The sequence below is a fragment of the Paenibacillus sp. 1A_MP2 genome (assembly GCF_052244825.1).
GTDB classification, from domain to species: domain Bacteria; phylum Bacillota; class Bacilli; order Paenibacillales; family Paenibacillaceae; genus Paenibacillus; species Paenibacillus vandeheii.
On the sequence record NZ_JBQQCS010000001.1, the window covers coordinates 5529547 to 5541515 of the forward strand.

Here is an 11969-nt window from a genome sequence, read left to right on the forward strand (position 1 = left end):
TAAGGTTCCCCCTATCGATGATGTAAGAAGTTATCTGTTACTTAAAGGGTAATTGCTGGCCATTCGCTCAAAAGCCTCTTGCAATAGCGCCCTGGGAGCACCAAGATTCAGGCGAATAAAACCTTCACCATCCACGCCAAAGGATGAACCAAAGCTTACGCTAACACGGCTTTTATTTTGAATCCATTCAATTAAATCGCTTTCGTTTCTGCTAAGGGCAGTACAATCTACCCACAGAAGGTAGGTTCCTTCCGCTCTCACGATTTTTAGTTCAGGCATATGTTCAGTAAAAAAATCTTCTGTAAATGAAATATTATCCGTAATATAAGATCGAAGCTCGTTAAGCCAATCATCACACTCCGTATATGCGACATCCAAAGCAGGGATGGCAAAAAAAGTAGGATTATGAATGCCAGCTTGGCGTAACCCATGTTGAAACTGATCTCTTAACTGCTTGTTTGGGATAACAATGTTAGCGATTTCAAGACTTGCTAAGTTAAAGGTTTTACCTGGCGAAGTGCAAATAATGGAACGCTCCGCAATCTGCTCTGATAATTTCGCGATAATCGTATGCTCATGTCCTTCGTGAATAAAATCGGCATGAATGTCATCCGATACGAGCAATGCATCATAACGAATGCAGAGCTCGGCTATACGTTCCAATTCCACCTTTGTCCATACACGCCCAGTCGGATTATGTGGAGAGATTAACAGAACAATCTTGACCCCTGCACTCATTTGGCGTTCCATTTCATCAAAATCGATTTCATATCGTCCATTACTAAGTACCAGCCGACTCTCTACGAGTTTTCTATCGTTGATTTCAACAGCATTAGCGATAGGTTGATATGCCGGAGTATGCATCAAAATTCGGTCACCAGGTTCTGTGAATCTCTCGATTATAATCGATACGGCCTGTACAATCCGCGGGCAGAACACAATCCATTCTTGAGGTACATCCCATCTGTAAGCTTTATCAAGCCAATGTTGTACGACCTTATAATACGGAGGGAACGCATCGGTATATCCGTAGATTCCGTGCCGCGCCATCTCGCTCACCTTATTCACGACTTGAGGAGGCGCTTGTATATCCATATCCGCAACAGAGAGAACGATCATATCATCCCCCAAGCTGTTCACTACCCCGTCCCATTTCGCGCTATTGGTGCCTATTCTGCTAATCACTTGATCAAAGTTATAGCTCATGATCTCACCTTCTTGTTTTCCATCTAGATTTCTGTTTATTTCAGCTTTTGTAAATAGCGATATACCGTAGGTTCAGATATTGATAAAGAAGCTGCTACCTGTGAAACGCCGCCTTTCAGTAAGAAAACTCCAAGCTCGTTTAATTCGCGGACAACTTCAATCTTCTCCTGCGATGACAAACGTTCCGGCGGAATTTTTAATTTGCCAATGACAGAAGTTATCATATGTTGCAGCAGATCATCTGCATTTCCTTGCAGGTACTCCGTTGTTTGCTTTTCTTCTTTCGACTTTTCAGCAGCAGCAGCAGGCATTACATACGGGTTAGGTCCTCCTTGTAAAATATGTTGAACCCATTCAGCCGCTACTTCCATATGAGATACGTCAATATTCAGGCAGAGCAGGCCAACCAGCTTATTCTGATCATTCTTTATATAGTAGGTAGACGATCGGAAACTCTGACCGAATTTGCCTGATGCTTTGTAGTTGGCTATATACTGTTCCTCATGATAAGCTTCTGATTTGAGGATTCTCAAGACAAGGTCAGTGGATGCATCGCCTACTTCACGGCCACTAATATATCCGTTCTCAATAAAAACAATAGAGTGCTCCGGATCACTGATATCATGTACGACGACTTCACATTTAGGTCCTATAATTGCCGCGATAAATGAAGCAATCGGAAAAAATCTCTCAAGATACTGACGATTCTCAATCTCCATCACTTTGGTCTCCTTTCTCTTCTTTCAACAATGTATTTTTATTGTACGAATAATAAATTATTATCTTGATAAAATAGTATCACAGTTATAAAACGCTTTCAACTTTTTTTTTTGTGGATGACCCTCATTTAAATAAAAAAAGCCTGCACGATCACTCCTGTGATCTGTGCAAGCTTCTCACTCACTTCCTTGCATTTAGTCGATAATACAGCTAAATTACAACTCACGTTATTTTTCCAAAAGCTCGATCAGTCGACCTTCAGGATCTTCAATCCAAATAAACTTTTCAAATTCACTAATCTCTTTTTGGTGCGGATGTGTCCCGGTAATTACACCTTCGACTTTTCTTCCGGGAGCGAGGGGCCCGCCCTACAAAGAGTGAACATATTGTTATAGGATGTCAGCACCTACTCTGAATAGCTTATTTCATTAACTATACGCCAAACTGTTTTAAATGATGATCTAGATGTTTATATATGCACTTGCCCCATTCTTCAGGAGAAAGTTTACCAAAAAAAGGATGTGGTCGGGTTGTACATTTCTCAGGTCCATTATTTTGAAACGTAATTATATTTTGTATTAATGTTTCTTTTTCCACATCAAAGTATCTTTCATCTACAATCATGATATTGGGAATTGTGGACATATTCTTTGGAAGTGGCTTATCGTTATAGACCATGGGTTTTACAAACTTTCCTATAACTAACCCAAGCCAGCTTCTTGATGAAGAAGAGTTCCCCATCGCTATTTCCTGAAAAGATGAGCAATGAGCTAACATTTGCGCGACATTCATTTTTCCCCAACTCGGTTGTGAATCTGGACGTAATTGTTTGATACGGACAATAATTTCATTTGTATGATTTTGTTCAAAAATGCTATTCATTAGAACGATTCCTCCTGAAAAAAGAGTTTTCTTGCGCTGATTTCCTATAACCTTCCTGTATTCACGACCCAGTGTATGCTGGGTGTCCGGCGAATGCCGGACCAAGGACGAATGTACGCAGCGTGCATATTATGTTATAGGATGTCAGCCGATTCTCTGAAACACAAATCATTCTTGTACCATTCCCTTAAGTCAACTATATTTCTTTTTTAATATTTCTATATGTTCAAGTGAGATTTCTGTGATTTTCGAAATGTCTGATGCTTCAAATCCTAGTTTTAGAGCGTTTCTTGCAATTTTCAAACTATGCTTTACTTTAGTAATCCGATCTTTAAGTAACACATCTCCAAAATCCAGATACTCATCAGCGATCTCACCGTTCAAAAAGAACTCTATATCATAGGTTCCTATATGTCTTCTACGTAGAATATATTAATCGAGCAAAATACCACAGCTTCTGTTGTGTTAAAACTATATTTTAGGTATATGGCCCGCTCTTCAAGAGTTATTAATTCATCATATAATTTGCCCATAAAAGTATTGTGATAGTCACCTTTATTTTCATCACGCCACTTCCTATATGTCTTCCAATAATGTTCTTTCGTACGTTTCACCGCATTATACTTGCTATCCCATTCAAGTAGAATATCTTTATTCACTCAATCACTTCCCGTCGAAAGTATGTAAGGTGTAGTTGATCCTCTTTATATGTTGCTGATTTCCTATAACGTTCCTGTATTCACGACTCAGCGTATGTTGAGTGTCCGGCGCATTCTGGATCCAGGACGAATGTCCGCATCGTGAATATTATGTTATCAGATGGACTATGACCTCTTCGAAAATACTTACAAAAGTCCTTCTCCCTCTAATATTTGCTTCGAAGGCAGATCTACCGCTAGCCATGTAGAAACATCTTCTTCTATCTTTCGATTCCAAGCTGTTAAAAAATGTACTTGGCATGTCTCATGAGATTGAATTCGTGTCATAGGAACTTCAATACCTTTATCCGAATTTATAATAAAACCATACTTCTCAAAATCAGAATTCAAAGCTAGAGATTTAGGAATCCTATCGCCTTGGTTTCGTCTTGCCATTAATAAGGGGCCGTCCTGGGTTCCTAAATGTAATCGGTATTTCTCGTTCTCATACTCAATAGCTTCAAGATCTTCCCCGGTATTAGATCCGTAATCTTTCCAGCTATATCCCTCCCGCCAATAAGCAGAAAAACTACACGTATCGATCTGGTGATTTTTATTCGGTTTGATTCTAAATACGGCTCCCCAACATTCCTCTGCTGTCAGATGTGAAGCAAGATCGAGCTTCGGTTTGCAGATCACTAACTCGCAATCAAATAAATCGTAGCCATATTGGTATAATGATCCACCATGTTTAAGCCGAAAACATTGCGTTGAAAGATAAGACTTGCTGGAGACAGAAAGTAAAAATTCAATGGTCCCTAGGGGCGTAGATATCGAAGGTTGTAAAAAATCAATTTCTTGAATTAAGGCTTCTTCTCCATGAAAAAGCTTCATTCTATTCCTCCTTCATAGTCTTTCTGATAACGTTCAGGTATTCATGAACTTGCGCAGCAAGTTGTCACATGAATTCACTACCCTGACAAAAGCATTACAGTGACCAAGGCGTAGCCGCTGCGTGAATACTATGTTTATCAGAAGTGAAAACTACCTTGAATTACTTTCATTTTCTTCAATTATTTAATTCTCTTTAAGATATATGTATTAATTTGAAGGGTATCATCATTAACATAGACTGGGTGGACCGATTCAGAACTATCACCAATTATTGATATATAATTGTGTCCATCTTGATAATCCAACTCATAACCACCTGTAATTGTTGGAAATTCAATTGATCCGTCTCCAAGTATTGTTATTACGTTATCCTCTTCAAAATGCTCTGCAATTCTTAAACCTTCATATATTCTAATCATTCCATGTGTCGAAGTGAATTTTTCTAGATTAACCTGTTCGCTTGTTACTTTCCATTCACCAATTATTTGATCTATTGCAATTTGTTTTTCAGAACATCCTATTAATAATAGAAAAAATATCATTGCTGTACTCACAAATATTAATTTTACTTTCACAAATTCACACCTCGATTTTTTATAATTGTAATTTCTGATAACGTTGTTGTATTCCCGACGCCCCACCACTTTAAAGGAGCTCGGAACCATATGCGAAGCCGGTTCCCGACTGAGCGCGACCGCGCTTAGGTGGTGCGGGTGTGTTACCTGAATCCAATTCCCCGAAATGCCTCTGGCAACCAAGGCCCCTTTTGGGGCCACAGCGCGAATACAGTGTTATATGTTGTAGCCGCCTTCTTCGATTTCGCATAATTTATTTATGTTGTCATATTTACATTTAACTCTTGGTTGTCTATTTAGTATTTCCCTTTTTATAAATGCATTAATAAATGGATTAAATCTATTCCAGTTAAAAAGAACTGCATATCCGCATTGATATTTGAACAAGGTTTATTCTTATTTCTGATCTGCTATTCCAACTTCGACTATCCCATTCGACACCACTTAAATCATCACCGCCATACAAGATAATACCTAATTTTACATTTCTAAATTGTGAAACAGCCATAAATGCTGCTGCTTCCATTTCTACAGTTACACACCCTTCTGCTTTCCGCAACTCAACCTTTTCTTTAGTCTCTCTATAAAATGAATCTGTCGTCCAAGTTTTGGCCTTTATATACTTGATATTATGTATATTAAAATCGTCCTCAATAATTTTTAATACCTCTAGATTACATTCAATTTCTCTTGATGGCTTAATGTAATGGTATGATACTCCTTCATCTCTCACTGCAGAAACGGGTACTATTACATGTCCAACAGCAATGTCTTTTTTTAATACACCTGCACCACCACAAACTATAAATTTCTGAAAACCATAGGCTATCAGTTCTTCTAAGAATCCTGCTGAACCTGCAGCTCCTAAATACCCCAAAGTAATATGTACTTTTTTCCCTTGATAATATGTTTCATATATTGGCAAATCTACAGTCTCGCAATGTAGACTTGCAACTTCTTTCAACTTTCCCTCCGTTTTCATTTTTTCAATTACATCTCTAAAAAATGTTATGACACAGTATTTAAATTCTTCTTTTGGATTGATAAAATTAGTTGCCTCAATTATTGCAACTCGCGATTCATCAAATTCCAATATCGGGAATTCTTTACTATCAATTTTTTTGCTCTCCATCTCACTTACCTCCAAAGTAATTTAAATTTTTTTATTATTTCTTTGCGGCTATTACATATAACGTTACTGTATCCACGATGTCCCACCGACTTAAGCCACGTTAGAGGCGGCCGCGATGCGGTTAGTCGGTGCGGATGTGTCCGCCTGATTCCACTTCCCTGCCAATTCCCTTCGGGCTGACCGAGGGAGCGTCAGGACCCGAAGCTTGGATATAATGTTATCTGACGTAAACCTCTACTGTGAATTAGCTATAATCTTCTTTGTTAAGTTAAACTCATGACGGCATTCATGGTAATAACTTTTGAGTTTATATCCCCCAGCTTTAAATACAGGCTTATGTTGATACCACACTATAATTAGCGTTCCTTCAAAAAGGATTCTACGAAGGATATAAACTATTCTGTTAAAGAGAACGCTTCTATTTTGAGCAAATTTATGAAGTGTTTCGGATTGAAACTGAACATGTTTCTCCTCATCACTTAAAATCTGATTACATAAATCTATTAATACTTCTGACTTTGTAGATTTTTGCAAGGCTTTATAGTACAACTTAGCAATGATCTCAGCAGTTAATAGAACAATGACTGATTGTTCTAGACTCGCATATCGACGTAATCTTCTAAATACATTGTCCACCCAATGTCTACGAAGGAGTGGGATTCCTTGTACCTTCATAAATCTGCCTAGATCTCTAGCGTGCCTTTGTTCTTCTTTAATGAATTCTATAAGTGCTTCATAGTAATCCTGATCTTGTGTCTGATGTACATATTCTTGCGCACGTTTAATTAGATGTTTACCTTCAGATTTTTCTCCTAATTGAAACTGTTGAATTGACTTAATGATTATTTCTCTTTCATTAGTTGTTAATTTATAGTTGTCATCCCAATGAATATATTTGAGGTTTTGATTATTTCTTCGATAATATTGCACCCATTTCGAGAAAGTGATATTCATTATTTGCTCCTAAAATGTAATAGGTTTATCTCAGATAACGTTTTGTATTGACGACGTCCTGGCCCCTTAGAGTCGCTGCTTATAGTTGTGAGGCTTGCCGAACACCTAATGCAGTGACTTCCCGACGGGCTTAGGGGGCTGGATGTGGTCACTCGCTTCTCAGAGTGACCCGGATCGTCAATATGATGTTAGCCGAGGGAATTTCTGGAGGCAGCCATTGTATTTAAGGCGTTCTCAAAATAGCTATATACTTTATCTGCAATTCCCAGAAACTCTTCAACAAGTACATTACTATCCAAGTAACAAGCATACAGATAATCAACTAAAGCGGAGTCAATCTCACAATAGTTTAATATGGCATTCTTCATCTTAATAATGTCATCTTGCCATACCCCTGTATCTTCTAAAACCAAAGAGTATAATGCACGAATTAATCTCTTAGAGTAACCTTTAATATATCTAGTTTTCATTGTGTGATCACTAGCATTAGAAAGTAAACGATGTATACGATCTACTTCCTCCTTGGTCTCTGTATTTAAGTCTAAAATAAACTCTGGAGAAATAATTATCGGTGGTACTTTTTCACCAACGTCATGACCATATAGGCAAACACAAATGATCTTAACCCAAAAACCCCACTCATTTGGTTTACTTAATACATCGTCAATCGAGCAAATTATCGTATCAATCTTAGTTACTACTGGATATTCTTCCAAAAGCCTGTCTTTAATATTTGACAATCTTTCGTAATCAATATCTTTGGGATTTGCACATACAATAGTAAAGTCTGCATCTGACTTAAAAGGTTTAGCAGTTCCTTTTGGAATCGAGCCACACATATAAATGCTATGAATCTTATCTTTAAATTCGGCAAGTATATGATCTATATACTTATCAACAAAATCCTTATATTCACTTTGTATTACAATTCTATTTATAACTTTTTCTAATATCATATAGACTCCTCCTACACTAAGAACTTCTTTCGGCTAACGTTCCCGCATTCACGACGCTTGGCGTATGCCAAGTGTGTGTCCGGTAGCCTCTGCTTCCCTGAAATACTTCTGCCGGACCAAGGGCGTATGCTCGATGCGTGAATATAATGTTATGAGATGTCATCGACTCCAATGAAATACAAGAATATTATTAAATGTGGTTTTATTTCAATTAAAGTTTAATAAACTTATAATTTCGCTAAAACCTCATCAATGTTATCCCATTCATAAATTAATTCATTTAGAACTTTTCCCCGATTATTATTTGAATTGATTTACATAATTTAGCTCCATAATGTTCATAGAAATATCGTGTCTTATTATCTTCTAGAACTTCAACAAATATCTTTTGATAGCCTAAAAATTTAAATTGTAGAAACAGTTGTTTAAGTAATTCTTTCCCTAAACCTCTTCCGTGATATTCCTTAAGTATGTATATAGATGTTAAATCACTAGAATTGGCTACTATATTTGTTTCTCTCTTCCAAGAATCTGCAAATCCAATAATTTCTCCTTCTGGGTTTTCTGCTATAACTACAAAATTATCTTCTCTTTCAATATTTTTGATCCATAATTCAGTTCTTTTTTTATATGAAAGATTATATAAGAATTCATCTGGAATAATACCTTTGTAAGTTGTTCTCCAACTATCCACATGAACTTTTGCAATGCCTTCTGCATCATTAATCGTTGCTTTTCTTATTTGCATAATATAACCACCTCATAGGATTAGTTAAAACGAATATCTCAAGCACTTAGCCATAACTGTATATAATGAGTAGCATTATACAGTTCCTATCTTGTAATTTATTTACGATGATTTCTCATAATTTTCTTGTATTCACGAAACGCTCGGCCTTAGATAGCTCTTATCTTAGGCTGGGGCGTTTGTTGACTGAGATTTCTTCCATGATTATACATCTGTCAATCAAGGGGCGATAGCCCCGCAGCTTGAATACTTTGTTAAACGCAGTTTCTGACTTCATGGAATTATCAAATACTCGCTTTCAGCTTGTTTTATATGATGCAGCATATGGTTTATATTCTATAAAATTGTCTATACCGCCAACGGGGGCGTTTAGTTAAGCAGGACTTCGAAAAGTACACTGTATCTCGCGGCAATAATGAATGAGTGAAATTAGTTTGAATAGATTCTCCCAATTATCCATCGAAATACTCCAATCATCAGGAATCCCATTGAAATAGATAACATTCATCCCGTGATGCATTTATGACCCGATATGGCCTTCTTTATCCATAACCATTCGCAACACGCTTTGCTTTCCTCGAGACACAAAAAAAGACAAGGCTATCTAAATGGTATCGATCATAAAAAAGTACTGGATAAAATATTAGGAATAAGTAAATGGCATACAGGAAAACATAAATCCGGGAACTTCAATAACTAACGGATCTAGGAGGTTGGCAAATGGCAAAGTTTTTCGTTTTAACAATATTATTATTGGTGGCAGGCTGTTCGTCCCATAACAATATGATGCAAAAACAAGTGACTCCTGAGCAAAAACAAATTTCAATTCATGATCATGCTACTGCACCAAACTCTGTCCTCACACAGGCATCATCAACAGCTACATCTTGGCAAGAGAGATCTATTACAACAAAAGAAGCCCAAAATGGAATTCCATTGGATTTGTTGGATATGATTCGAACACCGGATGGAAATCCAGTAAACCAGGCACCTTCAGGAAATCCTGAAAAAAAGGAGCCAACAGGACAAGTACAGGAAGGTAAAAAAAATACTACGGATAAAACCGATTTTGAGCAGCAGGTTCTGGATCTAGTCAATCAAGAAAGGGCCAAAACAGGATTAAGTTCCTTGAGTAGGAATGAAGAATTGTCAAATGTGGCTATGGTCAAGGCACAGGACATGTACAACCACAGTTACTTTGATCATAATTCGCCAACACATGGATCCCCCTTCGATATGATGAAGGAATACGGGATCACATATAATACCGCTGGAGAAAACATCGCAAAAGGGCAAACCACCCCTACCCAGGTTATGAAGGAGTGGATGAATAGCCCTGGCCACAAAGCAAATATACTGAATAATAGTTATACTCATATCGGTATTGCTTATTATAACAACACATGGGTCCAGGAATTTACTGGGTAGCGCCTTTCATCTCCCAACAATAAAGTATCAAAAACCCGCAATTTATGTCGGGTTTTTGATACTTACAGATCCTGCATACGCCACCAGTTGTTTTGTTTCCTCGAACCGGATTAAATTGTAAATCTTATCCATCTTCATCTTATTTGCATTAATTTCACCTACCGTTTTTATGTGATAGATTGTCAAACCAAGTGCGACAGTTCCTCTGTGAAAGATTCGTGAGCGGTTTTCCAGCCCAGACATTTCCGAGGGCGATGGTTGATTAAATGAAGCGAACGCTCCAATGCTGCATCTAATATTTGAGTAAAGTCTGTGCCCTTGGGAAAAAAACTCACAAAGTAAGCCGTTTGCATTCTCATTTGAACCTCGTTGCCAGGAAGAGTAAGGGTCTGCAAAATAGATATGTACGTCGTGCGTTTCCTCCAAGTTCGCGTAGCAGGCAAATTCCTTGCCACGGTCTGTTGTAGCAGTTTGAAAAGCTGCAGCAGGATCCTTCGGACGCTGTGAAATGGGTCTGCCTACCGCAAACTTACGGCGTGTTTCCGCAGGTTTCTGACGCTTACCCTTGTGTCGGAGTACATGCAAAGCACCTTTCAATAGACGACCTGCATAGATCCAGGCTATGGGCCATTTTTTTTATTTCCAGTAGGTGTCGCACTTCATATTACAATCCGTCATGTTTATAAACCCGAGAGGCTTAATGAGAGTCTGCTTTTCTGCTTAACACTACTTGCATTTCTTATTGTCACTTTCATTTTTATTTCACGCTTTGATACATTTTTTTCTTTGTGTTATTAATTTATTTAGTACATGATTCTTTAATTAAATTCTCACTGAACTTCTTCTCGTTCCTGTATTTACGAATCCCAAAAGAGTTGTCTGCATAAATGCCTCTTCGAAATCCATCTTGCAGACTCATTTCATTTTGTGTATCTGAGGTGGCTTCGAGTGTCCAATTGGATCAGGGGGCTTTAAAGAAATCTATCTTTAATATGTTCTTTAGCTCTTAAACAAGCATTCTTATAACCTTCACTTCTCATATTGTCGGAAAGAATTTTTTGGAGGTTTGGCAAATAGATGCCCTATTTCATTTGCATTTGTTCATGCCTGCAAGTGTTACTGCGGCAAGTCCTACGCAAAATAGTAAACTAATGCAACTAAGCATGACCTGAATTGTCGATGCTTCATAGTAGCCAGATATGGTAAATACAGCTGTAATAGGATATAAAGCTTTTAGGGTATTTGACGTACTCGCAAATAATCCAATAAAAGAATAAAATTCAGTGATAACTAACGCGATCCAGTATCCTTTTTTCATGTATGACACCAAAGCAATAATAGGTGATATTGCAAGAAATATACATATACCATCCAATAAATAAGCTTTCAAAAAATTCATGACTAACCCTAAGGATAAATCAGAAAAATGTAAAGCTGCTTCAGTGAAAAATGTTATAAAAAAGAGTAACAAGTAAAAAACGATACTATATACGAGGGTTATAATCATTTTTGCAATTGTCAACTTTGCTTCATTCACAGGGATAAGTCGAAGTGAATCAATTGTATGCTCCTGTTCTTCACGGCAGATCATGTAACTACCTAAAAGAGCAATTACCGCTGGAAGAACGAAAAATGTTGCCAGTGGTTGAGCCACAGCCATATACCAACCTGTAGTATCTATATCTCGAATACCGTCATTGTCTGTTAAGCCGGATAAAAAAACAATAACTGCTACCATAACCGTCGCAAAAATTGCAATCCAAACAAAACTTAACCGGCGAATCTTTTGATGTTCCGCCCAAAGTAATGCTCGCATTATTAACACCTCACTTTCTT

General features: G+C 37.6%; 12 protein-coding genes and 3 pseudogenes. 1 reads left to right on the top strand and 14 read right to left on the bottom strand.

What is annotated here, in order from left to right:
- Positions 1 to 30 precede the first annotated feature (30 nt).
- From ACTWJ7_RS27135 to ACTWJ7_RS27190, 12 genes and pseudogenes are all read right to left on the bottom strand, one after another.
- The gene (locus ACTWJ7_RS27135; RefSeq protein WP_301881793.1) at positions 31 to 1206 is read right to left on the bottom strand and encodes a MalY/PatB family protein; all 1176 of its coding nucleotides are present in this window, start codon (positions 1204 to 1206) and stop codon (positions 31 to 33) included.
- A 35-nt stretch (positions 1207 to 1241) separates the two neighbouring features.
- The gene (locus ACTWJ7_RS27140; protein ID WP_301881794.1) at positions 1242 to 1925 is read right to left on the bottom strand and encodes a helix-turn-helix transcriptional regulator; all 684 of its coding nucleotides are present in this window, start codon (positions 1923 to 1925) and stop codon (positions 1242 to 1244) included.
- A gap of 228 nt (positions 1926 to 2153) precedes the next feature.
- A pseudogene (locus tag ACTWJ7_RS27145) lies at positions 2154 to 2234 on the bottom strand (VOC family protein); the annotation flags it as partial.
- A 124-nt stretch (positions 2235 to 2358) separates the two neighbouring features.
- Positions 2359 to 2808 carry a DUF1569 domain-containing protein gene (locus ACTWJ7_RS27150; protein ID WP_301881795.1) on the bottom strand — a complete coding sequence of 150 codons (450 nt, stop codon included), beginning with the start codon at positions 2806 to 2808 and terminating at the stop codon, positions 2359 to 2361.
- 192 nt (positions 2809 to 3000) lie between these two features.
- Positions 3001 to 3192 carry a hypothetical protein gene (locus tag ACTWJ7_RS27155; RefSeq protein WP_443146034.1) on the bottom strand — a complete coding sequence of 64 codons (192 nt, stop codon included), beginning with the start codon at positions 3190 to 3192 and terminating at the stop codon, positions 3001 to 3003.
- Between the two features lie 23 nt (positions 3193 to 3215).
- Positions 3216 to 3467 carry a hypothetical protein gene (locus ACTWJ7_RS27160; RefSeq protein WP_301881796.1) on the bottom strand — a complete coding sequence of 84 codons (252 nt, stop codon included), beginning with the start codon at positions 3465 to 3467 and terminating at the stop codon, positions 3216 to 3218.
- Positions 3468 to 3653: 186 nt separating this feature from the next.
- Positions 3654 to 4340, bottom strand: coding sequence for a hypothetical protein (locus ACTWJ7_RS27165; RefSeq protein WP_301881797.1), 687 nt, complete (start codon positions 4338 to 4340; stop codon positions 3654 to 3656).
- Positions 4341 to 4519: 179 nt separating this feature from the next.
- Positions 4520 to 4915: a hypothetical protein gene (locus tag ACTWJ7_RS27170; RefSeq protein ID WP_301881798.1), complete on the bottom strand. Its 396-nt coding sequence runs from the start codon at positions 4913 to 4915 to the stop codon at positions 4520 to 4522.
- A gap of 349 nt (positions 4916 to 5264) precedes the next feature.
- Positions 5265 to 6047 (bottom strand): nucleoside phosphorylase, encoded by a 783-nt coding sequence (locus ACTWJ7_RS27175; RefSeq protein WP_029881540.1) that lies wholly within the window; start codon positions 6045 to 6047, stop codon positions 5265 to 5267.
- 234 nt (positions 6048 to 6281) lie between these two features.
- A complete protein-coding gene (locus ACTWJ7_RS27180) occupies positions 6282 to 7001 on the bottom strand; it encodes a ferritin-like domain-containing protein (RefSeq protein WP_024634522.1) in 720 nt (239 codons plus the stop codon).
- A gap of 188 nt (positions 7002 to 7189) precedes the next feature.
- On the bottom strand, positions 7190 to 7957 hold the full coding sequence (locus ACTWJ7_RS27185) for a nucleotidyltransferase domain-containing protein (protein WP_024634523.1): 768 nt from the start codon (positions 7955 to 7957) through the stop codon (positions 7190 to 7192).
- 227 nt (positions 7958 to 8184) lie between these two features.
- Positions 8185 to 8705: pseudogene (locus ACTWJ7_RS27190) on the bottom strand (GNAT family N-acetyltransferase).
- Positions 8706 to 9425: 720 nt separating this feature from the next.
- On the opposite strand from ACTWJ7_RS27190, the gene ACTWJ7_RS27195 reads away from it, so the two are divergent.
- Positions 9426 to 10133, top strand: coding sequence for a CAP domain-containing protein (locus ACTWJ7_RS27195; RefSeq protein ID WP_079346650.1), 708 nt, complete (start codon positions 9426 to 9428; stop codon positions 10131 to 10133).
- A 182-nt stretch (positions 10134 to 10315) separates the two neighbouring features.
- On the opposite strand, the pseudogene ACTWJ7_RS27200 reads toward ACTWJ7_RS27195, so the two are convergent.
- Both ACTWJ7_RS27200 and ACTWJ7_RS27205 read right to left on the bottom strand, forming a co-directional pair.
- Positions 10316 to 10751 (bottom strand): annotated as a pseudogene (locus ACTWJ7_RS27200) (IS30 family transposase); the annotation flags it as partial.
- A 469-nt stretch (positions 10752 to 11220) separates the two neighbouring features.
- Entirely contained in the window at positions 11221 to 11949 is a 729-nt protein-coding gene (locus tag ACTWJ7_RS27205; RefSeq protein ID WP_301881800.1) for an ABC transporter permease, read from the bottom strand.
- Positions 11950 to 11969: the final 20 nt, after the last annotated feature.

Coding starts and splice junctions, on each gene's coding strand:
- ACTWJ7_RS27135 (WP_301881793.1), bottom strand. CDS start 1,206: ATGAGCTATAACTTTGATCAAGTGATTAGCAGAATAGGCACCAATAGC.
- ACTWJ7_RS27140 (WP_301881794.1), bottom strand. CDS start 1,925: ATGGAGATTGAGAATCGTCAGTATCTTGAGAGATTTTTTCCGATTGCT.
- ACTWJ7_RS27150 (WP_301881795.1), bottom strand. CDS start 2,808: ATGAATAGCATTTTTGAACAAAATCATACAAATGAAATTATTGTCCGT.
- ACTWJ7_RS27165 (WP_301881797.1), bottom strand. CDS start 4,340: ATGAAGCTTTTTCATGGAGAAGAAGCCTTAATTCAAGAAATTGATTTT.
- ACTWJ7_RS27175 (WP_029881540.1), bottom strand. CDS start 6,047: ATGGAGAGCAAAAAAATTGATAGTAAAGAATTCCCGATATTGGAATTT.
- ACTWJ7_RS27180 (WP_024634522.1), bottom strand. CDS start 7,001: ATGAATATCACTTTCTCGAAATGGGTGCAATATTATCGAAGAAATAAT.
- ACTWJ7_RS27185 (WP_024634523.1), bottom strand. CDS start 7,957: ATGATATTAGAAAAAGTTATAAATAGAATTGTAATACAAAGTGAATAT.
- ACTWJ7_RS27195 (WP_079346650.1), top strand. CDS start 9,426: ATGGCAAAGTTTTTCGTTTTAACAATATTATTATTGGTGGCAGGCTGT.
- ACTWJ7_RS27205 (WP_301881800.1), bottom strand. CDS start 11,949: ATGCGAGCATTACTTTGGGCGGAACATCAAAAGATTCGCCGGTTAAGT.